We start from the raw sequence: 25198 nt of genomic DNA on the forward strand, positions 1-25198 counted from the left end.
CGACCGCCCCACCGTGTTCTTCGAACTCATCGAACGCCACGGCTCCCTCGGCTTCGGCATCGGCAACTTCAAAGCCCTCTTCGAAGCCATCGAACGCGAACAAGCCGCCCGCGGAAACTTCTGAGCGAGAGGATCACTCCGCGAGACCGGTGAGCGGGAACCTTCGTCGACGATTGTGCGGCGACTTTCCCGCCGGATCGGTGCCGTCGCGAATACGATGACGCCATGAGCGCTACCGAGGCAGTGGTGGCCGGTGCCGGTCCGACCGGGCTCACGCTCGCGCTGGAACTGGCGCGACGGGGCGCGGAGGTGCGGATCCTCGACAAGTCGCCCGAGCCGTTCGCAGGTTCGCGGGGAAAGGGATTGACCGCGCGCAGCCAGGAAGTGATGGACGATCTCGGCATCGTCGACGAGATCGTCGAGGCGGGGTTCCGGCACCTGCCCAGCCGGGTCGCGGTGCGCGGCCAGGTGGTGCGCGACAGCGACCCGCACGCGGACCTGAGCCCCACGCCCGATCGGCCGTACGACGGCGGTCTGATGATCCCGCAGTGGCGGACCGAGCAGATCCTGCGAGAAAGACTGTCGGAGTTCGGGATCGACGTGGAGCGCGGCGTCGAGGTGGTCGGCTTCGAGCAGACCACCGACAAGGTGACCGTCCGGCTCGCCGGCGGCGGGACCGTCATGGCGCGCTACCTGGTCGGCTGCGACGGCGGGCGCAGCGCGGTGCGCAAGGCGCTCGGGGTGTCGTTCGAGGGGACGGGCGGCATCGAGGGCATGCTCCTCGGCGACGTGTCCGTCGACGGGCTGGTCCCCGACCGCTGGTACCAGTGGACGCACCCCGAGCGGGGGTTCGTCGCGTTGTGCCCGTTCCGTGGAATCAACTCCTGGCAGTTCCAGGGAGTGCCGTTCGCGGACTTCGACGAGGAGGGCAACCTGCCCGAACCGTCGCTCGAGTACTTCCAGCGGGTTCTCGACGACATCGCCTGCGGCCCCGGCGTGCGATTGTCCGAAGCGACGTGGCTGTCCACCTGGCATGTGAACGTGCGGATGGTGGACCGCTTCCGCGACGGCCGGGTGTTCCTGGCCGGGGACGCGGCCCACGTTCATCCGCCGTCCGGTGGGCTCGGGATGAACACGGGAATCCAGGACGCCTACAACCTCGGGTGGAAACTGGCTCTCGTCCTGGCCGGCTCCGCGGACCCGTCGCTCCTCGACACGTACCAGGAGGAACGATTGCCGCTCGCGCGCTGGACGCTCGGGGTGAGCAGCGCGGGACTGCAGAAGGTGGCCTCGAACCTCGGGCGCGAGGACTCCGAGGGGTTTGCGGGCGCGGTGACCGAAGACGGCCAGCAACTCGGTCTGGGCTACCCGTGGAGTTCACTGTCGCGGGATGGGGACGTGACGACGGGTCTGCGCGCCGGAGATCGCGCACCCGACGCGCCCTGCCTGAGCCCCGACGGCACGCCGCTGCGACTGTTCGACGTGTTCCGGGGGACACACTTCACGGTCCTCGGGTTCGGCGGCGGCTCCCGGCACATCCTGCAGACCCTGGCCGAAGATGCGCCCGACGACGTGAAGTACGTGGTGGTGGGCGATTCCCGCGGTCCCGGCGTGGACGTCGTCGACGACCGCGGTTTGGCGCGCAGCGCATACGGGGCACACGGTGGCACGCTGGTGGTGGTGCGGCCCGACGGGTACGTCGCGCTCACCGCCGCGGCCACCGCGGCCGACGACGTCATCGACTATCTCGGTCGACTGGTGGGGAGGTCGCCCTGACGAAAGGCTGAATGATGCGACACACGGACGAGGAACGGGACTACGACGAGGCCGATCTCGAGGTGCGGCCCCCGAAGGACCACGCGGCAGGCCCGACCGCTGTCGCCGTGTCGATGAAGCGCGCGCTCGAGCACATGGGCGTGGTCCGTACGGCCGAGACGTTGCTGCAACTGAACCAGGCCGAGGGGTTCGATTGCATGAGCTGCGCGTGGCCCGATCCGGAGCCGGGCCACCGGCACGCCGCGGAGTTCTGTGAGAACGGCGCCAAGGCGGTGGCGGAAGAGGCCACCCGCGACCGCGCGACACCCGAATTCTTCGCCCGCCACAGTATCGCCGAGCTCGACTGCCACAGCGAGCACTGGCTGGGGCAGCAGGGCCGGATCACGCATCCGATGGTGAAGCGGCCCGGAGGAACGCACTACGAACCCATCGAATGGGACGAGGCCTTCACCCTGATCGGGGATCAGCTGAACGCCCTGGACAGTCCGGACGAGGCGATCTTTTACACGTCCGGCCGGGCGTCCAACGAGGCGGCGTTCGCGTACCAGCTGTTCGTCCGCGCGTTCGGGACGAACAATCTGCCCGACTGTTCCAACATGTGTCACGAATCGACCAGCATCGCGCTGCAGGAGTCGATCGGCATCGGCAAGGCCAGCGTCACGATGGACGACGTCTATCAGGCGAAACTCATTGTGCTGCAGGGTCAGAATCCGGGAACCAATCATCCGCGGATGTTGTCGGCGCTGGAGAAGGCCAAGCAGAACGGTGCGAAGATCCTCTCGATCAACCCGCTCCGTGAGGCGGGCCTGGTCAACTTCAAGAATCCGCAGACGCCCCGCGGCATGGTGGGCCCGGGCACCGACTTGTCCGACATGCACCTGCCTATCGCACTGAACGGCGACCTGGCCCTGCTCCAGGCGTTCGGCTCACTGCTCGTCGAATGGGATGCCCTCGATCAGGAGTTCATCGACCAGCACACAATCGGATTCGAGCTGTGGAAGCAGCACGTCACCGACATCGACTGGGACGTCGTCACCCGCACGACCGGGCTGTCGCGGGAACAGATCACCGACGCGGCCCGGCTCCTGCGGGATTCCGACGCCACCGTGTTCTGCTGGGCGATGGGACTCACCCAGCACCACAACTCGGTGGCGATCATCAAGGAAGTCACCAATATCGCTCTCGCCCAGGGAAACATCGGCAAACCCGGTGCCGGGCTGCTGCCGGTGCGCGGGCACTCGAACGTGCAGGGCGACCGCACGATGGGAATCTGGGAGCGTCCGCCGCGGCACTTCCTGGACGCGCTCGCGAAGGAATTCGACTTCGATCCGCCCCGCGAGAACGGTTACGACACCGTCGATTCCATCCGGGCGATGCGTGACGGCAAGGCGCACTTCTTCCTCGGGCTGGGCGGCAACTTCGTCCAGGCCGCCCCGGACACCGACGTCACCGCCGCCGCACTGCGCAAGACCCGGATGACGGTCCACATCTCGACGAAGATCAACCGCTCGCATCTCGTGTGCGGTGACACCGCCCTGATCCTGCCGGCGAAAGGCCGCACCGAGCAGGACGTCCAGGCCGGCGGGCCGCAATTCATCTCGGTCGAGGACTCGACGTGCTCGGTCCACGCCTCCCGTGGTCCATTGAAACCGGCCAGCCCGCACCTCGATTCGGAGGTGGGGATCGTCACCCGCATCGCGGAGGCCACGATCGGCGACCGCTACGGTCTCGAGTGGAAGAAGATGCGGGACGACTACGCGAACATCCGCCTGCACATCTCGCGGGTGGTGCCCGGCTGCGAGGGGTACGAGGTCAACGTCCGCCGGCCGGGCGGGTTCGTCCTGCCGCACCCGCCGCGTGATTCCCGGACGTTCCCCACCCACTCGGGGCGCGCCGAATTCGCGGTGTCCCCGATCGAGGTGCTGCAGGTGCCCCCGCGGCACGTGATCCTGCAGACGATCCGCAGCCACGACCAGTTCAACACCACGATCTACGGGCTCAGCGATCGCTACCGCGGAATCGAGGGCGGCCGCCGCGTGATCTTCCTGCACCGCGACGACATCGCCGCCCTCGGATTCGACGACGGCGACATGGTCGACCTCTTCACACACTGGGCAGAAGACGACCGCGTCCGCTGCGCCCACGACTTCCGGATTGTCGAATACGACACGCCCCGGGGTTCGGCCGCCGCCTACTACCCGGAGACCAACCCGCTCGTCCCGCTCGATTCCACGGCGGCCGGCAGCAACTGTCCCACGTCGAAGTCCGTCGTCGTCTCCCTGGAACACGCCGGCAAATACAGCGCCGAATGCCCGCCGGAGGCGAGCCAGGACGAGGTCGGATCGGACCGATTCCACAAGTCGACCCCCCAGCCGAAGCATCTCTCCTGACGTGAGTGGCATCGTGTGTCCCGGCACGCTTTCCCACTCACCTGCGCAGGTGAGCGGCGATGTGTCCGGGAGTGCGCTTCGGCGCTCACGTCTCGGGGCGAACCGGATATTCTGCACTTACAGTGAATGACTGTGACCGACTCCGTGCTGTCGCTGCTGTCGCGTTGCCGCTCGGTGCCCGGTTCTCCGGGCGCACGGTCACACGCGCCGACTGGCTGTGGGCGTCCGCCCTCACCGCGGCGATCGCGGTCCTCGTCGTGCTCGGCGACCCGCGACCGGGCGTCGAGCGCGCGGAGACCCGGCACTGGATCGTGATCTGCCTGATCGGGCTGGCGGGCGGCGCCGCCGTCGTGGAGGACACCGGCACGGATCCGGCTCAGCCCCTGTCCCGATCGCGCAGGTAGGCCGCCAACGGTTCGTGGCGTTGTATGCGTGACACGGCGATTCGACGTGCCGCGACCCACATCAGCGCGGAGATGACGACGGCGAGGGCGACGCACAGAGCGAAGTCCGCGGTGCCGATCCGCGTGTGCACATCAGCCGGTCGCACGAGGCGCCACAGCACGACCGGGACCATGGCGATCGCCACCGACAACGCCGGGAACACCCCGTACGGCACCACCAGCAGGATCAGCCACCGGACGACGACGGTGCGCCACCGGGCGCGTTGCTCCCACCGCCACCGCAACGACCGCTGGTGGTACGGGAAGAACACCCCGACCAGACTCGACCCGGCAAGTGCACCGAACGGGCACAGCGCCACCGCGACCACCACCACCGCCGTGAACAGCCAGTCCTGCTCGACGACACCCACGGCGATCGCGATGGTCGCGCAGATCGGGGCGATCAACATCCACAGCGCCACCGCCTTGGCGGCGAGCAACGCACCCAGCGCGTCCCGGTCGTCGAGTGCGGCGAGAACGCGCTCGCGGTCCGGTGCCAGCACGTTGGTGGCGGTGACGTCGGCGTACATCCAGCCGGCGAGGGCCAGAGCGAAACCCGACGGTCCGGTCCACTCGAACAACCAGTTCCGGGGGAGCAGGAACCAGGCCCCGATCATCAGGACGGCGTTGAACGCGACGGTCGCAAGGGTGTCGGCCGGGTTGCGCCAGATCCTGATCCACTCCGCGCGAAGAGCGGCCATGCCGTTCAGCGTAAAGCGTCGGGCGGACCGTCGGAGCCGTGTCGACAGGATCCCGGACGGTCGGGACGCCGGTCCCTTCCACCTGGGACATCGGGTCGGCGACAGTGGTGCGATCCGAGAGAAAGGCCTGTCGTGACCATCGACGACGAGGACGCGGCCGGGGCCGTCACCCTGATGGACAGCCTCCCCGACCGCCACCGGACGGTGCTGCGACTCCGGCTCGCGCACCGCCTCCCGGCCGTCGAGGTGGCACGCATCCTCGGGACGAACGTCGAGGCCGTACTCCTCCTCCAGCATGCGGCACTCAACCTCCTCCGGCGGCAACTCGCCGCCGGGGCGGTGGTCGACGGCGACCGTCCGGCGAGCGGATGGCAGTGATCGACGCTGCGGGATCCCGCGGTGCCGCCTCTTTCACGTCGTCTCGGCGGTGTGCCGCCGCATTCGTGGAGTTTGCCGACCCACAGGTTCATTCTGAGGAGGGTCGGAAAGGAGAGCCACAATGATGACAATCATCACCAGAGTTGTGCTTCGCGACGAGGGTGCCGGGCGATGGGACCGCGCAATGCATGAGCGGGTTGCTGCGGCGCGTGAAAAGCCGGGGTGGATTTCAGCGCAACTTCTCAAGGGGGTCGATGAGCCACTCGAGCGCGCCATCGTCGGTGTCTGGGAAACGAGAGAAGACTGGTCGGCCTGGCATCATGACGAAGCCTTCCGCGCCACTCGTGACGAGCTTGTGGGACTTGAAGCCGGCCAGATGGATTCCACGTGGTTCGAGGTGGTCCAGAACACTGCGACTGAAGAAGACTGATCGGGGTGTCGGTAGCTACCGGCTGGAACAGTGCACGTGTGGTCCGGGCGTGCTGATCGAGCCGCGCCCGGACCACCAGGGATCCGGTTGTGCCGGACTTTCGGTTCGGCGGTGCAGATCCGGATTCGTCGAAGCATGCTCCGTTGAATGTTCGACGAAGTGAAGAGGAGTTCCGTCCCTCACGAACTCGTGTCCGGAATGTGACGCTGCGACACCGCCATCCATGCATTGGCATGCTCAACGTGCGGTCGCGCTCGACGACGGCCCCTGCCCCGGCCTGCCTTCTGTCGCCGGTGCCCACGCGCCGCCGACGAACACCGTTCCGGCTCAGCGGATCTGGCTGCAGCGAAGGGGCAGCCACCTGAGCGCGGCCTTGAGCAGATTGGCGGACTCCGTTCCAGAGACGACGATGATCCTGAACCATCTGGGGTTGGCGATAGGCATGGAAACGAACGCTGAGGAGAGCAACGCAATCTTTCGAAGCTGGCGAGACTCCTTGCATGATCTTGCTCGACGGCCCAGCGTCGTCTGCAAGATCGGTGGTCTAGGCCTGCCCTTCTGGGGTTTCGGCCTCGAAAGTCGGCAGACCAAGGCCGGTTCGGATGAACTGGCAGAGATCTGGCGCCCATACGTCGAAACCCGCGGTGGAGGCGTTTGGTGCGGACCGCTGCATGATGGAGAGTAACTTTCCGCCGGATGCTCGATCGTGCGGATTCGTTCCCCTGTGGAATGCGCGAAGTCCGTTACGGAAGCCTTCTCTGCCTCGGAGAGGATGGCACTGTTCAGTCGTCCGGCGAGGCGTGTTTACCGAATCCCGTCCGTTGGACAGGCGGACGTGCGCGGCCCCCCGCGGCCGTGGACCGGGGCCTCCGCACGCCCTGACGCTGTGACCGTTCAGGCCAACGCCGCGGCGACGGCCTCGGCCGCGGCGAATGCGGCGTTGTCCAGTTCATCGTTCACCGGTGTCGGGCAGGACGACAGTTTCACGACGACGACGCCCCGATCGATGTCGATGTAGATGGACTGACCGTAGATGCCCAGGCACAACAGCACACGCCGATCGGGGTGGGGAATCCAGAACTGATTTCGGTACATTCCGCCCGGGAACGGCGTTCCGGTCGGCGATTGAGAATATGCCTCACACGAATCGGGCGCGCCACGCAGGGAATCGTCGATCCAGTGCAGCGGCACGACCTGTTCTACGTCGATGCGTCCGCCGCGGCGGAGCAGCTCACCGAATCGCGCAACGTCCCGGAGCGTCGCGGCGAGGCCGCCGTCCGCGAAAACGGCTCCGGCACGGTCTACCCCGGCGTCCATGTCGTCGGCGGCGAATTTCGACCACACGAGCCGCGACAGCAGTGCCGGCATACGGTCGGCGGCGGCGCGTTCGCATACCCAGCCGAGTACATCCGTTTCGCACGATCGGTATTCGAACGGGCCGCCGTGGGGGCGAGCCGCTTTCAGCATCGGAGGAACTGGTAGAGCGACGGCGGTACCCAATCGTCGACGCGCGGAATCCAGCCCACGGCCTGATCGAGGTAGCGCACCTCGGCGCCCGGTTCCAGGTATTCTTCGGAGAATCGGATGCCGGAACGCATGTCGAGGATGTGGCGCACGGTGGCACCGGCGTAGCCGGAGTTCGCAAGCTCCGGAATGTACTCGGTGAGTGCGGCTTCGGGGTCCAGCAGACCGGCTGCGATCAAGTTTGCCGCGACGGTTCCGACGATTGATTTGCTGACCGAGAACAGCATGTGCGTCCGGTCGGGTTCGAGGTCTCCGGGGTACAGCTCGGCGCGGACGCTGCCGTTGTGGAGGACCATGAATCCGTCGGCGTAGGTGCGGTCCAGTACCGAACGGAGCGTTTCGGTGCCGACGGGGAGATCGAGATCGAGCGGGTCGCCGTCGGTGAGTCGCAGTGGCGCCGATCTGGCAGCCACCTGTGCCGTCGGCACGACTTGCCGCATTCGGCCGAAGGTGTACCGGTTGATCGGTGGGCTCTGCCAATCCGCAAGGCTGACAGAAGACTTGGCATCGCTCATTTCACGGCCTCGCTGCTCTGTTCGGCGGCGACGATGACCGCCTGCTCGTGGGTGAAGCTCATTCGGGCGTCGGCCGGCGGAAGCCGCGTGTGAGCCAGACGAGGTAGACGATTCCGATTGCCAACCAGGAGAGTCCGGAGATCAGTGCATGTTCGCTGAGCTGGGTGATCATGTACAGCGTCGCGACGGCGCGACGAGCGGCATGACCACGAAGCGGACGGCACTCAACTGCCCCGTGGCGTAGTTCCGCAGGTAGTAGACGATGACGCAGAGGTTGACTGCGGTGAAGGCCGTGAACGCGCCGAAGTTGATGAATCCCGTCGCGGTTTCGAGCGGCATGTCCATACCGAGGAAGCACATGCCGCCCGTGACGAGCACGCAGAACACGGGAGTCCGGGTTCGGCCGTTGAGCTTTCCGAACAATCGGCGGGGAAGCACGCCGTCGCGGCCCATGATGAACAGTAGACGGCTCGAGCTGAGCTGGACGGCCAGGCAGGATGCCGATCCTGCGATGATTCCCGCGAGGTTGGTCCAATCGGCGAAGAACTGCCCACCGACCTGCACCGACATCGCGTACGACGCGGCCTGCGCATCGTCGAAGATGTCGCCGGGGTGGACGAGCTGCATGACATATGCCACGACGAAGAAGATGACGCCGCCGATCGAGACGATCCAGATGATGGCCCGGGGGATGTTTCGCGCGGCGTCCTTGGTCTCCTCGGCGAGTGTGGTCACCGCGTCGAAACCGAGAAAGAGAAACGAGTACGCCGCGATCGCCGCTGCCGCGGAGATACCGGCGACCGTGCTGTCGGAGTTCCAGAACGGTTCGCCGTAGGAGGCGACTGGATTGCCGACGAGGAACTTGATGCAGTGCGCGAAGAAGAGCAGTACCAAGAAGGTGGAGACGGCGAGCAGCAGCCGGTTGAGTCGATCGGCGAGTGCGATTCCGATGACGTTGATCGCCGTCGTCAAGCCGGCGTTGATCAACATCCACAGCCAGATCGCAACCGCCGGGAACTGTGCGTTGAGCAGGACCGACTGCGCCAGCCACGCGACCATCGGCAAGAACAGGTAGTCCAACAGGATCGCCCATCCGACCAGGAACCCGGCCGCCGAGCCGAGGTTGCGGCGGGCGTAGAAGTACGCCGAACCCGAGACCGGGTAGATGCGCGCCAGCCGTGCGTAGCTCAGTGCGGTGAGCAGCATCGCCCCGGTCGCGACCAGGAACGCCGTGGGCGCGGTGCCGGCACTGACGACCGCGATGACGCCGAAAATGATCATGACCAGGCTCGGTGCCATGTAGGACACCGCTCGCGCCACACCGCCGGCGCGGACGACGCGGCGTGAACGCAAGGGGCTGCAGCAGGAAGCCGCGGTGAAGGCCGCGTTCGAACTCGCTCAGCGTGACGGCGCAGCCGGGTTGACCATGCGTCGCCTCGGCGAGGAACTGAAGGTCGATGCGACGACTCTGTACCGGCTGTTCCGCGACAGGGACGAGTTGCTACTGGCCGTCCACGACCATGCGACCGCGGTCGAACTGGAGGAGATCGGGGAGGTGCCCGACAGCGAGCACTGGCAGGACACCTTGCGGCGCATCGCCGATCGGATCTGGGCGACCGCGGTCCGCTCACCTGCCATCGCGGCGCTGACGTTCGCCCGCACGACGGGCGGTCCGGCAGAGCGCCGAATGGTCGAGCTGATCCTCGAGACGTTCGCGAGGTCGGGCCTATCACGCGAAGCCACGGTCCGGTACTACCGGGCATTCGCCGACGCCACGCTCGGGCTCGCCGGGCAGGTCGCCGTACTCGCCACCCTGGACCCCGAGATCCAGGCGAAGGACGCCGCGTCATGGACGCGCATCCACGCGCATCTTCCCGACCCCGAGTATCCGACGGCCCGCGCCCACATAGCGGAGCTGACCAGCATCGATCGTCGGACGATCTACGATCTGGTGGTCGAGGCTGTGCTGGCGGCCGCCGAGCGCGAGAGCGCCGAGTCCGCCTAGCGAATCGTGAGCGGGCTCGAACGACACCGTTCGTTCCGCCACAACACCGACGGGGTAGTGAGCGACGGGGACGCGGATGCCGTCATCGAAGCCGTGTACGACCGCGAGAACGTCGACGGCATCTGTGGGTGCAGTTACCGAGCAGACCAGTTCGTATCCAACGGCTTTCTCTGCCAGCGGCTCCATTTTCCGGTAGCGCCGAGTTTCCGCAAGTAAATCCCCCCGACACCCACCGCCTACCTGCGTGGCGTTCGGCTCCACCGGGTCCATCGCGAACTCATTTGCGGTGCAGCGCGCACGGCGCTGAGAACGGAGACGGGCGACAGACCGCGGATCAGCCCGCGTTCGCCGCGTCGTCAGCATCCCACAGCCCGCGCTGCTCGAGTCCTTCGATCAGGTGATCCGCGCCGTCCAGAATGTGTGATTCCATGAGAGTCTTTGCTCTCTTGCTCGCGTGTTTGCGCAAGGCTTCGATTAGGACGGGATGCTCCTGCTGCGTGGTGGTGATCTGGCCCTCGATGGTGGCGTAGAAGCGGTCCGGAAGATTCGTGACGACGGAGCCCAGGAGTCTGGCGAGGCGAGGAGAGTCCGCGGTCAGGTTGATCTTGCGGTGGAACGCGTGACCGAGGGAGGCGACACGTTCCGTGTCGCCCTGGGCAATGGCGTCCTGGTGCTGCTGGAGGATTCCCTCGAGTTCGGCGATCTGCTGGGGGGTGATGTTCTTCGCGGCCCTGGCAGCCAGTTCACCGGCCAGTTGCGCCTGAGCCCAGAAGAGGTCACGCACGTCTTGCTTCGTGAACGGGGCCACGACGAAGCCTCGACGGGGGACCAACTCGACGAAGCCTTCGCTCCGGAGTGTAAGAAGCCCCTCGCGGACAGGCGTCGTGCTGACTCCCACGGCTTCGGCGATCCGCTCGATGCGTAGGAAATCGCCTGCACGCACGTCGCCGGAAATGATCATCTCGCGTACATACGAGGCAACTTCCTCCGGAAGTTGCTGTCGCCTTGATCTGTCATGCAGCGGCATCGGCGGTCGCACCTTCCCGGATATGAGACTAGACATAATATACCATCGGCCTCTAATGCGGTTGCGAGCTTGTGAAACGGGGCGGTCGCAGGCCTTCAATTTGGTTGCGCATCTCGTCGACCGGCGTGGTTTCGGTGAACTGCGTGGCCGCTAGACTCGACTGGTGGACATCCGGGACGCCGAGTACCTCGTCGCCGTGGCCGATCACGGCAGCATCACCGAGGCCGCGCGGGCGCTGTTCATCGCGCAGCCGTCGCTGTCGCAGGCGATCCGGACTCTCGAGCGCGATCTGGGTGTCGAACTGTTCGATCGTGGAGGACGGAAGCTGCGGATCACCCCGGCGGGCACGTCGTTCGCGCACGCGGCGCGGCAGGTTCTCGCCGATGTGGAGCGGGCGCGGGCCGTCGTGCACGACGTCGCCGAACTGCGGTCCGGCACGCTGACGATCGCAGTTCTCAATTCTCTTGCTGCCGATCCGCTTCCGCGTATCGTCGGCCGGTTCCATCGGCAGTACCCGCGCGTGGTCCTGGTCACGGTGTCGGCGGACGTTCCGGACGGCGTCGGCCGCGCGGTCCGGTCGGGTGAGTGCGACCTCGGGCTCACCGAACTGCTCGTCGACCACCAGGGCCTCGAGTTCCGGGTAGTGGGGGAACAGGAGATCGTTCTGGCACTCCACGCCGATCTGGCGATCGAACTACCCGATCCGGTGCCCGTCGACCTGCTTGCCGACATTCCGATGATCGTCGAGATCGGGTCGCGGCCACGATTGCGGGTGGACAACATCGCCGTCGAGTGTGCGCATCGTCAGTCGATGTGGGAACTGGTTGTCCAGGGCGCGGGGGCGACCCTGCTCCCGCGGCGCGTCGCCGAGCAGGAACTGCCGGGGGTCGTGGTGCGTTCGCTCGCACCGCCGGAGGTGCGCACCATCGGTCTCGTCCATCGACCGGATCCGCTTCCACCCGCAGCGGCGGCGTTCGTCGCCGCGCTCGACGAGGCTCAGGGCGCGAGCGTGCCGAGGAACGCGCGTCCGGCCGGAGACAGCCGGGCTTCGTCGTAGATCACCCCGTACGGGACGGTGATCGGCGGGTCGAGGGTACAGATCCGGGCTCCGCTGACCGCGGCTCGTTCCGCGAGGGTGCGTTCCATGAACGACATTCCCACGCCCTCGACGACGAACGCACCGACCGCTTCCCGCTGCTCGACGACGGCCGACATGATCGTCCGGCTCCCAGCGGCCTGCAGTGCCTTCTCGATGACGGTGCGCGACGACGACTCCTTGGGCAGCCCCACCACGGGAATATCCGGAAGGTCGTCGAGGGGGAACGGATCCCGCCAGTCGATCTCGGCGTCGTGCGGCACCACCAGCCAGTACTCGTGGATTCCGAGGACGCGCGTCGTCAATCCGGCTGCAGCGAAGGGGAAATGACTGAAGGCGATCTCGCAGTGTCCGTCTCGGATCAGCGACGCGATGACGTCGACCGGCCGCAGGTCGGCGAGCCGGACGACCACGCCGGGATACTGCTTGCGGAAGGACCCGATCAGTTCCGTGACAGGGCCTTCCGCGACGTGCGCCGACGCGCAGATGTCGAGTCGGCCACGCGGCAGTCCCGAGACGTCGACGAGTGAGCTCTCGGCGGCCACCAGGTCTCGCACGATCTTCCGCGCCGGACCGACGAATGCCTTTCCCGCCGCACTGAGCACCAGGCCGCGGCCCACGCGGTGGAACAGTTCGACGCCGAGGTCACGCTCGAGATTGCGCAGCCCCTTCGACAACGACGGCTTGGTGACGCCCAGGGCCTCGGCCGCGAGCGCGAGGCCGTCGTTGTCGACGGTGGCGAGAAAGTACTCGACGTGACGCGACTCCACCAGTGCAGACTACTGCGTACGACCCGTCGATCCGCCGGATGTCAGATGTGACGTCCGCCGGTGACTTCGAGGACGGTGCCCGTCATGTAGCTGGACAGATCGGACGCGAGGAACAGGGCGACGTTCGCGATCTCCTCGGGCTCGGCACCGCGGCCCATCGGGACCTCCTTGAGCTTCGCCTCGATGATGTCGGCGCGCAGGGCGCGGATCATGTCGGTGTTCACCACGCCGGGCTGGATCGCGTTGACCCGGACCCCGAGGTGGGCGACCTCCTTCGCGGCCGCCTTGGTCAGGCCCACCATGCCGGCCTTCGCGGCGCTGTAGTTGGTCTGCCCGACCATGCCGACCTTGCCCGAGATCGACGAGATGTTCACGATCGAACCCTTGCCGGCCTCCCGCATCGCGATCGACGCGATCTGGGTGCCCAGCCACGCGCCCTGCAGGTGCACGTCGATGACGGAGCGGAAATCGGCGAGTGACATCTTGCGCAGCGTCGCGTCGCGGGTGATGCCGGCGTTGTTGACCCACACGTCTATCGCGCCGAGCGCGTCGAGCGCCGTCTTTCCCAGGTTCTGCATCTGATCCGGATCGGTCACGTCACAGGCGACGGCGACGGCCTGGAAGCCGTCGGCCTCCAGCTTTCCGGCAGCGGCCTTGACGTTCTCGGCGTGCATGTCGCCGAGGACGACCGACGCGCCCTCGCTCGCGAACTTCCGGGCCATCTCGAAACCGATGCCCTGGGCCGCGCCCGTGACGACGGCGACCCGTCCCTCGAGAAGTGTCATTGATTCTTCCTTCCTCAGTTGTACGAACGCAGCAGCCCGCGGCTGATGATCTGTTTCTGAATGTCGCTGGTGCCCTCACCGATGAGGAGGAACGGTGCCTCCCGCATGAGGCGTTCGATCTCGTATTCCTTGGAATAGCCGTAGCCGCCGTGGATCCGGAAGCTGTCCTGCGTCACCTCCGAGCAGAACTCGCTCGCGAGGTACTTGGCCATCCCGGCCGCGACGTCGTTGCGTTCCCCGGAGTCCTTGAGCCGCGCCGCATTCACCATCATCAGGTGTGCCGCCTCGACCTTGGTCGCCATCTCCGCGATCCGGAAGGCGATCGCCTGGTGTTCGGCGATCGGCGAACCGAACGTCTCCCGAGTCTTCGCATACTTCACGCCGAGTTCGAACGCGCGCTGGGCGATCCCGCACGCGCGGGCGGCGACGTTGACGCGGCCGACCTCGACGCCGTCCATCATCTGCCGGAAGCCGCGGCCCGGGTCGCCGCCGAGGATCGTCTCTGCCGCCGCCTGGTAGCCGCTGAACACCATCTCGGTGGTGTCGATGCCCTTGTAGCCCATCTTGTCGATCTTCCCGGGGATCGTGAGCCCGGGCAGCACCTCGCCGAACCCGGCGGGCTTCTCGATGAGGAACGCGGTGAGGTTGTCGTGGGGCTTCGCCGCACCCTCCTCGGTGCGGACCAGCACCGCCACCAGTGTCGACGACCCGCCGTTGGTCAGCCACATCTTCTGGCCGTCGATCACGTAGTTGCCGTCCGCTGCCCGGGCCGCCTTGGTCCGGATGGCGGCGACGTCGGAACCCAGTTCGGGCTCGGACATCGAGAACGCGCCGCGCAGTTCACCCGTCGCCATGCGTGGCAGGTAGTGGGCCTTCTGCTCGGGTGTGCCGTGATTGGCGATCATGTGCGCCACGATGAAATGGGTGTTGATCACCCCGGACACACTCATCCATCCCCGCGCGATCTCCTCGACGCACAGTGCGTAGGTGAGGAGGGATTCCCCGATGCCGCCGTACTCCTCGGGGATCGTGAGCCCGAACAGGCCCATCTCCTTCATCTGCTCGACGATGGCCGTCGGGTACGTGTCGGAATGTTCGAGCTCCTGCGCCTGAGGAATGATCGCCTTGTCCACGAACTCACGTACCGCCGAGACGATCTCGCCCTGGGTATCCGTGAGCCCGGCGGTCTGCGCCAGTCGTGTCATTGTTCCACCTGTCCCGTATTCATCATTTCTCCGTACTCTGCTCGGCATGCACGTCGTTCAGACGGTCGCGCAACGCGGACCGCAGGACCGCACCCCGGGGGGACAGCGGCAGCTCGTCGACGAAGACCACCTCACGCACCTTCTTGTACGGCGGCACCGTGGCCGCCACGAACTCGATCAGTTCCGCGGCGGTGATGTGCGCCGTGGTTTCTGCCACCACGAAAGCGACAGGCATCTCCCCGACCCCGGGAACGGAGCGGCCGACCACCACGACGTCGAGAATGCCTCGTCGTGACAGCAACAGCTGTTCCAATTCGTGCGGATCGACGGTGTAGCCCTTGTAGAGGAGTGCGTCCTCGGGTCTGCCAACCATGTCGAATATCGAGTTCCATCTCGCCGGGAAATTTCATTGTTCGTGAATATGCCCGGACAATTCCTCCGGACACTGACACCTATTGAAGTGCCTCGGACCGCCGTGGTCAAAGACGCTGTAGGAAACCGACAGTTTCCCTCTTCCTATGGGTCGTAAATGCCGTCTGCGCTGCGCGTTCTCGTTCGTGGCACTCGCTTGACAGCGAGGCCGGGTTGCTGGATATTCACCTTCATGGCTGAACGCGAAGTGAGTGACGAAGACTTCAAGGACATTCTCGCGCAGACGAGAACCTTTATTCAGAAGGAAGTAATTCCCAGGGAAAATGAAATCGCGGAAAAGGACCTGATTCCGGACGACATTCGCCGCAAGGCGGCGGAGATGGGTCTGTTCGGGTACGCCATCCCGCAGCAGTGGGGCGGGCTCGGACTCGACCTCACGCAGGACGTGGAACTGGCCATGGAGTTCGGGTACACGAGCCTGGCGTTGCGGTCGATGTTCGGCACCAACAACGGGATCGCGGGCCAGGTGCTGGTGAATTTCGGTACGGACGAACAGAAGTCGGAATGGCTCGAGCGCATCGCGTCCGGTGACGTGGTCGCGTCGTTCGCGCTGACCGAGCCCGAGGCCGGGTCGAACCCGGCGGGCCTGACCACCCGCGCCGTCCTCAAGGACGGCAAGTGGACGATCAACGGCACCAAGCGGTTCATCACCAACGCGCCGTTGGCCGATCTGTTCGTGGTCTTCGCTCGCACCCGTCCCGCCGACGAGACCGGCACCGGCATCGCGGTGTTCCTCGTTCCCGCCGACACCGCCGGTGTCGTGGTCGGGCCGAAGGACAAGAAGATGGGCCAGGAGGGTGCCTGGACCGCGGAGGTCGCGTTCGACGACGTGAGCGTCCCCGAAACCGCCCTGGTCGGCGGCAGCGAGGAGGCCGGCTACCGTGCCGCCATGACGTCGCTCGCCCGGGGTCGCGTGCACATCGCCGCACTCGCCGTCGGCAGCGCTCAGCGTGCGCTGGACGAGTCCGTCGCCTTCGCGGCGGTCACGAAGCAGGGCGGCACCCCGATCGGTGACTTCCAGTTGGTGCAGGCCATGCTCGCCGACCAGCAGGTGGGCGTCTCCGCGGGCCGCGCGCTGGTGCGGGACGCGGCGCAGAAGTACGTCAACGGCGAGGATCGTCGTATCTCCCCGTCCGTGGCGAAGCTGTACTGCACAGAGATGGCCGGCAAGGTCGCCGACCTCGCGGTGCAGGTCCACGGCGGCACCGGATACATGAGAGACGTTCCGGTGGAACGAATCTACCGTGAGGTCCGCCTGCTGCGCCTGTACGAGGGCACCAGCGAGATCCAGCGTCTGATCATCGGCGGCGGCCTCGTCCGCGAAGCGAAGAAAGCGCTCTGAACCCATGTACGAAGCAGTGATCTGTGAACCCGTCCGCACCCCAGTCGGGGGATTCGGCGGCATGTACCGCGACATCCCCGTCACCACCCTCGCCTCGACGGTGTTGAAGGGCCTGATCGAACGGACGTCGCTCACGTCCGACGACATCGACGACGTCATCTTCGGTCAGGGCTACGCCAACGGCGAGGCGGCGGCCATCGGCCGGATCGCTGCGCTCGACGCCGGCCTCGACGTCACCGTGCCCGGCATCCAGCTCGACCGCCGCTGCGGCTCCGGGCTGCAGGCGGTGATCTACGCGGCCATGCAGGTGCAGACCGGGATGAGCGATCTGGTGATCGCGGGCGGCGCCGAGTCGATGAGCCAGACCGAGTTCTACAGCACCGGAATGCGCTGGGGCGTCAAGGGCGCGTCGGTAGAGTTCCACGACCGACTGGCCAAGCCCCGCACCAACTCCGGCGGCGTCAACTTCCCCGTCGAGGGCGGCATGATCGAAACCGCGGAGAACCTCCGGCGCGAGTACTCGATCAGCCGCGAGGAGCAGGACGCGTACGCCGCCGAATCCCACGCGCGCGCTGTCCGGGCGCAGGACGGCGGCCTGTTCGACGCCGAGACGATCCCGGTGACGGTGCCGGGCAAGCGCGGTAAGTCCGACGTCGTCGTCACCACCGACGAGCACCCGCGCCGTGATGTCACGGCCGAGTCATTGTCGGCGTTGCGACCCATCCGGTCACGCGTCGACCCGGAGGCGACCGTGACCGCGGGCAACGCGTGCGGTCAGAACGACGCGGCCGCCGCCGCGATCGTGACCACCCCCGAGAACGCGGAACGTCTGGGCCTGCGCCCGTTCGCCCGGCTCGTGAGCTGGGGTGTCGCCGGAGTGGAGCCGAACCGGATGGGCATCGGCCCGGTCCCGGCCGTCGACAAGGCCCTCACCCGGGCGAAGCTCACCCTCAACGACATCGATCTCCTCGAGATCAACGAGGCGTTCGCAGCGCAGGTGCTGGCGTGCGCGCGGGAGTGGAAGTTCGACGAGTCCGACATGCGAGACCGGTTCAACGTCAACGGATCCGGAATCTCCCTCGGCCACCCCGTCGGCGCCACCGGCGGTCGCATCCTGGCCAATCTGCTTCGTGAACTGGACCGTCGCCAGGCCCGCTACGGCATCGAGACGATGTGCATCGGCGGTGGGCAGGGCATCGCGGCCGTGTTCGAGAACGTCAACCTCTAGCCGTTTCCACTTCCGCCCGGTACCGGGCCGACCCGAAAAGAGTGTCATGCGCGTATTCCAGGGAATCGACGACGTCGAATCCGCAGTCGGCGAACATCTCGGCCACAGCGACTGGCTCGAGATCACGCAGGAACGCGTGAACGTGTTCGCCGATGCCACCGAAGACCACCAGTGGATCCACGTCGATCCCGAGCGTGCCGCCCAGGGCCCGTTTGGGGCCCCAATCGCCCACGGTTACCTCACGCTGTCGTTGCTGCCGAAACTTGGCGCCGAACTCATGCGCATCGACGGCGTGAAGCTGGTGATCAACTACGGCCTCAACAAGGTTCGCTTCCCCCAGCCGGTGAAGGTCGGGGCGAAGGTGCGGGCCGGCGGCGAGATCGTGTCGTTCGAGCGCACCAACCAGGGCGCGCAACTGGTCGTCAAATACACCATCGAGATCCAGGGTGAGGACAAGCCGGCGTGCGTCGCCGAGACCGTCCGCGTCCTGGTCTCCTGAAAACGAGGAACAACATGCGTAGAGCAGCACTGGTCGCCCCCGTCCGCACGGCCGTCGGCCGCTTCGGCGGCGGACTGCGTGACGTGCCCGCCGAGACCCTGGCGGCGACGGTCATCAAGGAGACCGTCGCGCGGTCCGGTATCGACCCGGAACTCATCGAGGACGTCGCGATGGGGCAGTCGTACGCCAACTCCGAGGCCCCGTGTATAGGACGGTGGGCGGCGCTCGAGGCGGGACTGCCGATCTCGGTCGCCGGACTGCAGACCGACCGTCGCTGCGGCACCGGGCTTCAGGCCCTCGTGACGGCGTCGATGATGGTGCAGACCGGCGCAGCCGACGTCGTGCTCGCCGGCGGCGTCGAGTCGATGAGCAACATCGAGCACTACACCACCGGTGCCCGCTGGGGCACCCGCGCCGGATCGCTCAACCTCTACGACCGTCTCGACCGCGGCCGTGAGCGCTCCCAGCCGGAATGGCGGTTCGGGAAGATCAGCGGAATGATCGAGACTGCGGAAAATGTCGCGTCGCGGTGCGGAATCAGCCGCGAAGAATCCGACGTTGTTGCCGCCGGCAGCCACGCCAAGGCTCACGCGGCTTGGGAGGCAGGCAAGTTCGACGACGAGGTGATCGAGGTCAAGATCACCGACCGCAAGGGCAACGTCTCCGTCGTGTCGCGGGACGAGGGCATCCGTCCCGACACCACCGCGGAGTCGCTGGCGCGGCTGCGCAGTGTCGTCAAGGACGGTGTCGTCACGGCCGGTAATGCATCCCAGCAAAACGATGCGGCGTCGTCGATGCTCGTCGTCGCCGAGGACAAGCTGGACGAACTCGGTCTCGAGCCGATGGGCTTCCTCACCGGGTGGTCCGCCGCAGGCTGCGAGCCGGGGCTGATGGGCCTCGGACCTGTCGCGGCCACGTCCAAGCTGTTCAGCAGGACGGGTGCGAGCTTCGACGACTTCACGCTGATCGAACTGAACGAGGCCTTCGCGTGCCAGGTGCTCGGCGTCCTGAAGGAATGGGGTTTCGAGGACCGGGATCGACTCAACGTCAACGGGTCCGGCATCTCGCTCGGACATCCGATCGGCGCAACCGGAGCGCGAATGACGACCACCGCGCTGCATGAATTGCAGCGGCGCGGTGGTGGCAAGGCGCTGCTCACGATGTGCATCGGCGGCGGGCAGGGAATGGCCGCCATCGTCGAAGGTGCGTAGGGCGTGTCTCCCGATCCCCATTTCGGCGCTCCTGAGGGATCGGGAAGCACGCCCTATAGCCGACTGATACGCGCGTCCGCCGGCTCCGACAGCGGGGTCGGCGGACGCGACATCACGTGATTGACGAGGAGTGCGACGAAGACGACCGCGCACCCGATGGCACCGACGGCGAGAGCGAGCCTGATTCCGTTTTCGGTGGGAAGTAGGTCCGGTGCCAGATTCGCGGCGAGCACCGCACCTGCGAGGGCGCTGCCGAACGAGCCGCCGACGGTGCGCAGCACCTGGTTGAAGCTCACGGCGCTGCCGAGTTCGGTGTCGGCGACGCTGCGGGCGATCAGGGCCGGCATCGCCGCGTAGGTCATGCCCATTCCGGCCCCGAACCCCAACATCCCGATCAGGATTTCCCACAGCGCGTTGTGGGCGACCCAGAGGAGCACGCTCGAGGCCGTCACGAGGCCTGCACCGACGAGCAGCAGAGTCCTCATGCGGATCCGGTGCGAGACCACGCGGACGAGTCGATTCGCGCCGAAACTCGCCACCGACAGGGGAAGCATCACGAATCCGGCCCAGAACAGGGGCAGCGCGATCCCGTATCCGGTGGAGGCAGGCGCCTGGGCGATGAGGCTGCCGATCGAGAGTCCGATGTACATCGCGGCGCCGAGACCGATCGCGGTGCTGTTCGCGACCAGCACGTCACCGTTGCGCAGTACCCGCAGGTTGATCAGCGGGTAGGGGGTGCGCAGTTCGACGAGGGACCACGCCGTCAGCAGTGTGGCCGCCCCGGCGAAGAATCCGAGGGTCCATGGCGATCCCCAGCCCCACCGGGAGCCTTCGCTGACGGCAACGAGGAGCGACGCGAGTCCGGTACCGACCAGCAGTGCGCCCGGGACGTCGAGGGTGTTGCGTGGTGCCTGCTCGTCGGGGCCTGTGGGAACGACACGCCAGACGACGAGGATGGTGGTGATCAGGAACAGCGCCGCGAACCAGAAGGCGAAACGGAATCCGAGCAGATCGGCGAGGATGCCGGTCAGGGGGTATCCGAGTCCCAAGCCTGTCGTCACCGTCACCGACAGGCTGGAGATGCCGAGCCGGGCCTGGTTCTCGGGGAGATAGCGGCGGGCCAGAGCGATCGTCACCGGAACGATTCCGTAGGTGAGTCCCTGCAACGCGCGTCCGATCAGGAAGACGGTGAAGTTGGGAGCGGCGGCCGCAACGATCGACCCGACGAGGATCGTGGTCAGGGAGAACAGGAGCAGGCGCTTCTTGTGGGGGCCGTCGCTCAGCCGGCCCATGATCGGTGTTGCGACCGCGCCGACCAGGAGGTTGACAGTGAGCATCCATTGGCCGGTGCTCACCTCGACGTGCATGTCGTGGGAGATCGTGGGCACCAGGAGCATGCCGAGTGAACTGACGATCGCGGTCGTCAGGGCGGCATACGCCAGGGCCGGCAGTAATCGGGGACGCGTGGTGGAATCAGTCGACTGGGGCATCGTCCACCAACTTGCGCAGAATCGGGACGACGGAGTCGAGAGTCTTCTTCTCCTCGTCCGTCAGCCGTTCCGCGATGGCGTGTTCCAGCCAGTCCAGGCCTTGCGACCGCTCCTGCGCCAGCCTCTCCCGACCGGCATCGGTGAGTTCGATCCAGATTCGGCGTCGATCCTGCTCGTCGGGGGTGCGCACAACCAGGCCGAGACTCTCGAGTTCGCGCACCGCATTGGCTATTGCCTGTGGGCTGATCTTCTCGGCAGCCGCGAGTGTCGAGGCAGACGTTTGTCCGTGCTTCGACAGGTAGGCGAGCACGCCGATCTTGCCGACCGAGATCGACCTGCCTGCGGTGAGCTGTCGCCAGATCGGGCGCAGTGCTTCCCGCAGGACCTGCGCGGTGGCCTGTTCGGTGATCATGAGCAAAGCGTACAACCAAATTGATCAATTTGATTGACTAAATGGGGAGGCTCACACCGGCAGCGGCCAGGATCGCCCGCACCGATCACCGTCAGCGATATCCTCAGAAGGACGCCATCGAGAAGTGAGTCCACGGTTGTATCCGCGCTGGTCGTGCCGTCGGAGCCAGGGCGCGGGATCGATGAGCCGACGGGGTGAGTAGACCGTCCGATGGGTGAAGGTGATCCGCTCGACACTCAGCGGTACCCGCCGCCGTCCCCGGCCGCCGAACTCGGTGGAGCTGGTTTCGCTGACGTTCAGGAGATCGGCCGCGGCGGTTTCGGCGTCGTCTACCGCTGCACCCAGGGGGAACTGGATCGCACGGTCGCGGTGAAGGTGCTCACCGTCGAACTCGACGACGAGAACAAGGCCCGATTCTTCCGGGAACAGCGGGCGATGGGGCGGCTGACCGGGCACCCGAACATCGTCAACATTCTGCAGGTCGGTGCCACCGACGGCGGCCGTCCCTACATCGTGATGCCGTATCACCCGCAGGATTCGCTGGAGGCCCGGGTCCGCGAGGACGGTCCGCTGCCGTTGGATCAGGTGCTTCGGGTGGGGGTGAAGATGGCCGGTGCGGTGGAGTCGGCGCACCGGCTCGGCATCCTGCATCGCGACGTCAAACCCGCGAACATCCTGCTCACCGAGTACGGCGAGCCGGAGTTGGCCGATTTCGGTATCGCGCACATCAGCGGTGGTTTCGAGACGGCCACCGGTGCGGTCACCGGGTCGCCGGCATACACCGCGCCGGAGGTGCTCGGCGGTGATCCGCCGAGTCCGGCGGCCGATGTCTACGGTCTCGGTGCCACCCTGTTCAGTGCGCTGACCGGTCATGCCGCGTTCGAGCGTCGCAGCGGTGAGCAGGTGGTCGCGCAGTTTCTGCGGATCACCACGCAGGCGGTGCCGGATCTGCGTGAGCACGGGATCCCCGAGGATGTGTCCGCGGTGATCGCCCGGGCGATGTCCCGCGAGCCCGGTCAGCGCCCGGCCACTGCCGCCGACTTCGGGGAACAGTTGCGAGGTCTGCAACGCGACCACGGCCTCCCGGTCGACGAGATGGCGCTACGAGCCGAACTCGATGCGCAGGGGGACGGGGAGCCATCGACCTCGCGCGGCGGGCGAGGATCGCCGGCGCCCTCCACAGGGGGCGCGACGGGAAGTCTTCCCTTGGAGCTGACCAGTTTCGTCGGCCGCCGGCACGAGTTGACCGAGGCGAAGAATCTGCTGGCCGGGTCGCGGCTGGTGACGTTGACCGGGATCGGAGGTGTCGGGAAGACGCGGCTGGCGATGCGGGTCGCGTCTGCTGTGCAGCGCGAGTACGCCGACGGTGTTCGCCTGGTCGAGTTGGGTGAACTGCGTGACGGGTCGTCGCTGGTCGATGCGGTGGCCTCCGCCGTCGGGGTGCGGGACCATTCGGCACGGCCGTTGCGTGAGGTCCTTCTCGAGCACCTGGCGGTACAGGAAATGCTGTTGGTTCTCGACAATTGCGAGCAGGTGGTGGATGCCGTCGCCGAACTCGCCGCCCACCTGCTGCGGGTGAGTCCGCGGTTGCGGATGCTGGCCACCAGCCGCGAACCTCTCGGCATCGGCGGGGAGGCAGTGCTGCGGGTCCCCCCGCTGGCCGTCCCGGATCCCGACCGGAAGCCCTCGCTGCGGGGTTTGCCGAAATACGATGCGGTGACGTTGTTCGTCGAGCGTGCCGCTGCCGCGGTTCCGGGTTTCGCGGTCACCGAGGAGAACGCGGTGGCGGTGGCGGGGATATGCCGTCGTCTCGACGGGTTGCCGTTGCCGATCGAGTTGGCGGCGGCGCGGTTGCGGGCGATGTCGCCGGAGCAGATCCTGGGGCGGCTGACCGACCGCTATACCCTGCTGACCCGGGGCAGCCGGGGTGCGCCGACGCGGCAACAGACCCTGCGGTTGTGCATCGACTGGAGTTTCGAGTTGTGCACCGCCGGTGAACAACTGGTGTGGGGACGGGTGGCGGTGTTCGCGGGAAGCTTCGAACTCGATGCCGCGGAGCAGGTGTGCGGCGAGGGACTCGACCCGGACGAACTGTTGGACACGCTGACCTCGTTGGTGGAGAAGTCGATCCTGATCCGCGAAGAGCACGGGTCGGTGGTGCGGTTCCGGATGCTCGAGACCCTCCGCGAGTACGGCTTCGAGAAACTCGAGCAGACCGGTGAGGCTGTGGCGTTGCGTCGACGGCACCGGGACTGGTACGAGGCATTGGCGCTCGCCGCGGAGGCCGAGTGGATCAGCGCCCGCCAGCTCGACTGGATCGCCCGGCTGAAACGGGAACACGCGAATCTGCGGGAGGCCCTCGAGTTCAGCGTCGACGACGACCCCGCCGCCGGTCTGCGCATCGCTGTGGCACTGTTCCTGTTCTGGAGCTCCCAAGGCCTCTACAACGAGGGGCGACGGTGGTACGACCAACTGCTCGTCCGCCAGAGCGGCCCGCCCACCCTGGATTCGGTCAAGGCGCTCTACAGCCACAGCGTAATGGCTTTCGCTCAAGGCGACCTTCAGGCCGCGACAGCGCTCGTCGAGGAGGCGCGGACTCGCACCGCCGACACGAGTGACCCCCTACTGCGCGCCTACGTCGACTGCGCCGACGGAATGCTGGCCCTCTACAGCGGTGATCTCGCGCGAGCGTGCTTGCAACTGGACATTGCGCTCGCCGAGTTCACCGAACGCGGAGATCAACTGCTCCAAGTAGCCATCCTGTATCCGTTAGGCCTGGCGCATGGACTGTCCGGCCGGACGGACCAGGCGATCGAATGCCACGAACGTGCGCTCGCGATCACGGAAACGCACGGCGAGACGATGTATCGCTCGCATTCGTTGTGGGCCTTGGGAATTGCGGTGTGGCAGCAGGGTGATGCGGATCGCGCGGCCCGGCTCCTCGAGCAATCACTGGAGCTGACCAAGCTGGTGCGCAGCCCCCGCGTCGCTGCAGCCTGTCTCGAGGCGCTGGCGTGGCTCAGCTTCGAACGTCGCGACGCACTCCGGGCTGCAACGCTGATGGGAGCCGCCGACGGGCTGGCGCAGTCGATCGGCAGTGCCGCGGTCATACATACCAATTTGATTCTTTACCACGAGGAATATGCAGAGAAGTCCCGGAAGGAACTCGGGGGGAAGGCATTCGACGCGGCCCACCGCAAGGGTGAACAGCTCGGCTTCGACGCGGCGATCGCCTACGCCCTCCACGAGCAGCAGGCCGACACCTCCACACCCGCCGCCGCCGCGTCGACGCGACTGACCAAGAGGGAACGGCAAGTCGCCGACCTGATCGCCGAAGGCCTGACCAATCAGGCCATCGCCGACCGCCTGGTGATCTCACCCCGCACCGCACAAGGTCATGTGGAGCACATTCTGGCGAAACTGGGTTTCACCTCCCGGACCCAGGTCGCGGCCTGGGTCGTGGAGCGGGCGCACGACTAGGCCGCGCGGGAAACGGGAACTTTGCCGTCCGATTACCGCTCGAAATAGGTTCGAGCGGG

21 protein-coding genes and 2 pseudogenes are annotated in these 25198 nt (G+C 66.5%); 13 read left to right on the forward strand and 10 right to left on the reverse strand.

All coding sequences use genetic code 11. The annotated features are described in order from the left end of the window. Nucleotides 1-225 precede the first annotated feature (225 nt). From G9373_RS24305 to G9373_RS46660, 3 genes and pseudogenes are all read left to right on the forward strand, one after another. On the forward strand, nt 226-1776 hold the full coding sequence (locus tag G9373_RS24305) for an FAD-dependent oxidoreductase (protein ID WP_167117122.1): 1551 nt from the start codon (nt 226-228) through the stop codon (nt 1774-1776). Nucleotides 1777-1790: 14 nt separating this feature from the next. Further along, nucleotides 1791-4166, forward strand: coding sequence for an FdhF/YdeP family oxidoreductase (locus G9373_RS24310; RefSeq protein WP_167117214.1), 2376 nt, complete (start codon nt 1791-1793; stop codon nt 4164-4166). A 161-nt stretch (nt 4167-4327) separates the two neighbouring features. Further along, nucleotides 4328-4498: pseudogene (locus G9373_RS46660) on the forward strand (DMT family transporter); the annotation flags it as partial. 44 nt (nt 4499-4542) lie between these two features. Here the strand turns inward: G9373_RS46660 and G9373_RS24320 are convergent. Further along, a complete protein-coding gene (locus tag G9373_RS24320) occupies nt 4543-5310 on the reverse strand; it encodes a hypothetical protein (RefSeq protein WP_167117124.1) in 768 nt (255 codons plus the stop codon). A 132-nt stretch (nt 5311-5442) separates the two neighbouring features. Between G9373_RS24320 and G9373_RS24325 the strand changes: the two genes are divergently transcribed. After that, nucleotides 5443-5688, forward strand: coding sequence for a sigma factor-like helix-turn-helix DNA-binding protein (locus tag G9373_RS24325; RefSeq protein ID WP_005572894.1), 246 nt, complete (start codon nt 5443-5445; stop codon nt 5686-5688). Nucleotides 5689-5809: 121 nt separating this feature from the next. Continuing rightward, nucleotides 5810-6118: an antibiotic biosynthesis monooxygenase gene (locus G9373_RS24330; protein ID WP_005572892.1), complete on the forward strand. Its 309-nt coding sequence runs from the start codon at nt 5810-5812 to the stop codon at nt 6116-6118. 894 nt (nt 6119-7012) lie between these two features. Here the strand turns inward: G9373_RS24330 and G9373_RS24340 are convergent. After that, a pseudogene (locus G9373_RS24340) lies at nt 7013-8157 on the reverse strand (serine hydrolase). Nucleotides 8158-8325: 168 nt separating this feature from the next. Further along, nucleotides 8326-9456, reverse strand: coding sequence for an APC family permease (locus tag G9373_RS24345; protein WP_240960708.1), 1131 nt, complete (start codon nt 9454-9456; stop codon nt 8326-8328). 76 nt (nt 9457-9532) lie between these two features. Here G9373_RS24345 and G9373_RS24350 point away from each other — a divergent pair, with 76 nt between their 5' ends. Both G9373_RS24350 and G9373_RS24355 read left to right on the forward strand, forming a co-directional pair. Continuing rightward, the gene (locus G9373_RS24350; RefSeq protein WP_167117127.1) at nt 9533-10162 is read left to right on the forward strand and encodes a helix-turn-helix domain-containing protein; all 630 of its coding nucleotides are present in this window, start codon (nt 9533-9535) and stop codon (nt 10160-10162) included. 57 nt (nt 10163-10219) lie between these two features. Further along, nucleotides 10220-10378 carry a hypothetical protein gene (locus G9373_RS24355; protein WP_167117119.1) on the forward strand — a complete coding sequence of 53 codons (159 nt, stop codon included), beginning with the start codon at nt 10220-10222 and terminating at the stop codon, nt 10376-10378. Between the two features lie 118 nt (nt 10379-10496). On the opposite strand, the gene G9373_RS24360 is transcribed toward G9373_RS24355, so the two are convergent. Next, nucleotides 10497-11189 carry a GntR family transcriptional regulator gene (locus G9373_RS24360; protein ID WP_206032564.1) on the reverse strand — a complete coding sequence of 231 codons (693 nt, stop codon included), beginning with the start codon at nt 11187-11189 and terminating at the stop codon, nt 10497-10499. A gap of 163 nt (nt 11190-11352) precedes the next feature. On the opposite strand from G9373_RS24360, the gene G9373_RS24365 reads away from it, so the two are divergent. Then, complete coding sequence (locus G9373_RS24365) at nt 11353-12246, forward strand: LysR family transcriptional regulator (RefSeq protein ID WP_167117133.1); 894 nt, start codon at nt 11353-11355, stop codon at nt 12244-12246. Here G9373_RS24365 and G9373_RS24370 read toward each other — a convergent pair. From G9373_RS24370 to G9373_RS24385, 4 genes are read right to left on the reverse strand one after another with little or no spacing between them, the layout of a single operon-like run. Further along, nucleotides 12186-13055 (reverse strand): LysR family transcriptional regulator, encoded by an 870-nt coding sequence (locus tag G9373_RS24370; RefSeq protein WP_167117135.1) that lies wholly within the window; start codon nt 13053-13055, stop codon nt 12186-12188. The genes G9373_RS24365 and G9373_RS24370 overlap by 61 nt on opposite strands. 41 nt (nt 13056-13096) lie before the next feature. Continuing rightward, nucleotides 13097-13840 carry a 3-oxoacyl-ACP reductase FabG gene (fabG, locus tag G9373_RS24375; RefSeq protein ID WP_167117138.1) on the reverse strand — a complete coding sequence of 248 codons (744 nt, stop codon included), beginning with the start codon at nt 13838-13840 and terminating at the stop codon, nt 13097-13099. A 14-nt stretch (nt 13841-13854) separates the two neighbouring features. Continuing rightward, a complete protein-coding gene (locus tag G9373_RS24380) occupies nt 13855-15045 on the reverse strand; it encodes an acyl-CoA dehydrogenase family protein (RefSeq protein ID WP_167117141.1) in 1191 nt (396 codons plus the stop codon). 22 nt (nt 15046-15067) lie between these two features. After that, nucleotides 15068-15418, reverse strand: coding sequence for a 4-coumarate--CoA ligase family protein (locus tag G9373_RS24385; RefSeq protein ID WP_167117144.1), 351 nt, complete (start codon nt 15416-15418; stop codon nt 15068-15070). A gap of 231 nt (nt 15419-15649) precedes the next feature. Here G9373_RS24385 and G9373_RS24390 point away from each other — a divergent pair, with 231 nt between their 5' ends. From G9373_RS24390 to G9373_RS24405, 4 genes are read left to right on the forward strand one after another with little or no spacing between them, the layout of a single operon-like run. Further along, complete coding sequence (locus tag G9373_RS24390; RefSeq protein WP_167117147.1) at nt 15650-16819, forward strand: acyl-CoA dehydrogenase family protein; 1170 nt, start codon at nt 15650-15652, stop codon at nt 16817-16819. Nucleotides 16820-16823: 4 nt separating this feature from the next. Continuing rightward, nucleotides 16824-18047, forward strand: a complete 1224-nt coding sequence (locus G9373_RS24395) for an acetyl-CoA C-acetyltransferase (RefSeq protein ID WP_167117150.1) — start codon at nt 16824-16826, stop codon at nt 18045-18047. A 46-nt stretch (nt 18048-18093) separates the two neighbouring features. Next, nucleotides 18094-18546 carry a MaoC family dehydratase gene (locus G9373_RS24400; RefSeq protein ID WP_167117154.1) on the forward strand — a complete coding sequence of 151 codons (453 nt, stop codon included), beginning with the start codon at nt 18094-18096 and terminating at the stop codon, nt 18544-18546. Between the two features lie 14 nt (nt 18547-18560). Further along, on the forward strand, nt 18561-19757 hold the full coding sequence (locus G9373_RS24405) for an acetyl-CoA C-acetyltransferase (protein WP_167117157.1): 1197 nt from the start codon (nt 18561-18563) through the stop codon (nt 19755-19757). Between the two features lie 53 nt (nt 19758-19810). On the opposite strand, the gene G9373_RS24410 is transcribed toward G9373_RS24405, so the two are convergent. Both G9373_RS24410 and G9373_RS24415 read right to left on the reverse strand, forming a co-directional pair. Then, nucleotides 19811-21247: an MFS transporter gene (locus tag G9373_RS24410; protein WP_167117160.1), complete on the reverse strand. Its 1437-nt coding sequence runs from the start codon at nt 21245-21247 to the stop codon at nt 19811-19813. Continuing rightward, nucleotides 21231-21659, reverse strand: a complete 429-nt coding sequence (locus G9373_RS24415) for a MarR family transcriptional regulator (protein WP_005250400.1) — start codon at nt 21657-21659, stop codon at nt 21231-21233. Before G9373_RS24415 ends, G9373_RS24410 begins: the two co-directional genes overlap by 17 nt. 210 nt (nt 21660-21869) lie before the next feature. Here G9373_RS24415 and G9373_RS24420 point away from each other — a divergent pair, with 210 nt between their 5' ends. Next, nucleotides 21870-25139 carry a protein kinase gene (locus G9373_RS24420; protein ID WP_167117164.1) on the forward strand — a complete coding sequence of 1090 codons (3270 nt, stop codon included), beginning with the start codon at nt 21870-21872 and terminating at the stop codon, nt 25137-25139. Nucleotides 25140-25198: the final 59 nt, after the last annotated feature.

The organism is Rhodococcus sp. A14 (assembly GCF_011603105.1).
In the GTDB taxonomy this organism is placed as follows: domain Bacteria; phylum Actinomycetota; class Actinomycetes; order Mycobacteriales; family Mycobacteriaceae; genus Rhodococcus_F; species Rhodococcus_F opacus.

What these genes read in the sequence shown, in the direction of transcription:
- G9373_RS24305 (WP_167117122.1), top strand. Translation starts at nt 226, where the DNA reads ATGAGCGCTACCGAGGCAGTGGTGGCCGGTGCCGGTCCGACCGGGCTC.
- G9373_RS24310 (WP_167117214.1), top strand. Translation starts at nt 1,791, where the DNA reads ATGCGACACACGGACGAGGAACGGGACTACGACGAGGCCGATCTCGAG.
- G9373_RS24320 (WP_167117124.1), bottom strand. Translation starts at nt 5,310, where the DNA reads ATGGCCGCTCTTCGCGCGGAGTGGATCAGGATCTGGCGCAACCCGGCC.
- G9373_RS24330 (WP_005572892.1), top strand. Translation starts at nt 5,810, where the DNA reads ATGATGACAATCATCACCAGAGTTGTGCTTCGCGACGAGGGTGCCGGG.
- G9373_RS24345 (WP_240960708.1), bottom strand. Translation starts at nt 9,456, where the DNA reads ATGGCACCGAGCCTGGTCATGATCATTTTCGGCGTCATCGCGGTCGTC.
- G9373_RS24360 (WP_206032564.1), bottom strand. Translation starts at nt 11,189, where the DNA reads ATGCCGCTGCATGACAGATCAAGGCGACAGCAACTTCCGGAGGAAGTT.
- fabG (WP_167117138.1), bottom strand. Translation starts at nt 13,840, where the DNA reads ATGACACTTCTCGAGGGACGGGTCGCCGTCGTCACGGGCGCGGCCCAG.
- G9373_RS24380 (WP_167117141.1), bottom strand. Translation starts at nt 15,045, where the DNA reads ATGACACGACTGGCGCAGACCGCCGGGCTCACGGATACCCAGGGCGAG.
- G9373_RS24385 (WP_167117144.1), bottom strand. Translation starts at nt 15,418, where the DNA reads ATGGTTGGCAGACCCGAGGACGCACTCCTCTACAAGGGCTACACCGTC.
- G9373_RS24390 (WP_167117147.1), top strand. Translation starts at nt 15,650, where the DNA reads ATGGCTGAACGCGAAGTGAGTGACGAAGACTTCAAGGACATTCTCGCG.
- G9373_RS24395 (WP_167117150.1), top strand. Translation starts at nt 16,824, where the DNA reads ATGTACGAAGCAGTGATCTGTGAACCCGTCCGCACCCCAGTCGGGGGA.
- G9373_RS24400 (WP_167117154.1), top strand. Translation starts at nt 18,094, where the DNA reads ATGCGCGTATTCCAGGGAATCGACGACGTCGAATCCGCAGTCGGCGAA.
- G9373_RS24405 (WP_167117157.1), top strand. Translation starts at nt 18,561, where the DNA reads ATGCGTAGAGCAGCACTGGTCGCCCCCGTCCGCACGGCCGTCGGCCGC.
- G9373_RS24410 (WP_167117160.1), bottom strand. Translation starts at nt 21,247, where the DNA reads ATGCCCCAGTCGACTGATTCCACCACGCGTCCCCGATTACTGCCGGCC.
- G9373_RS24415 (WP_005250400.1), bottom strand. Translation starts at nt 21,659, where the DNA reads ATGATCACCGAACAGGCCACCGCGCAGGTCCTGCGGGAAGCACTGCGC.
- G9373_RS24420 (WP_167117164.1), top strand. Translation starts at nt 21,870, where the DNA reads ATGGGTGAAGGTGATCCGCTCGACACTCAGCGGTACCCGCCGCCGTCC.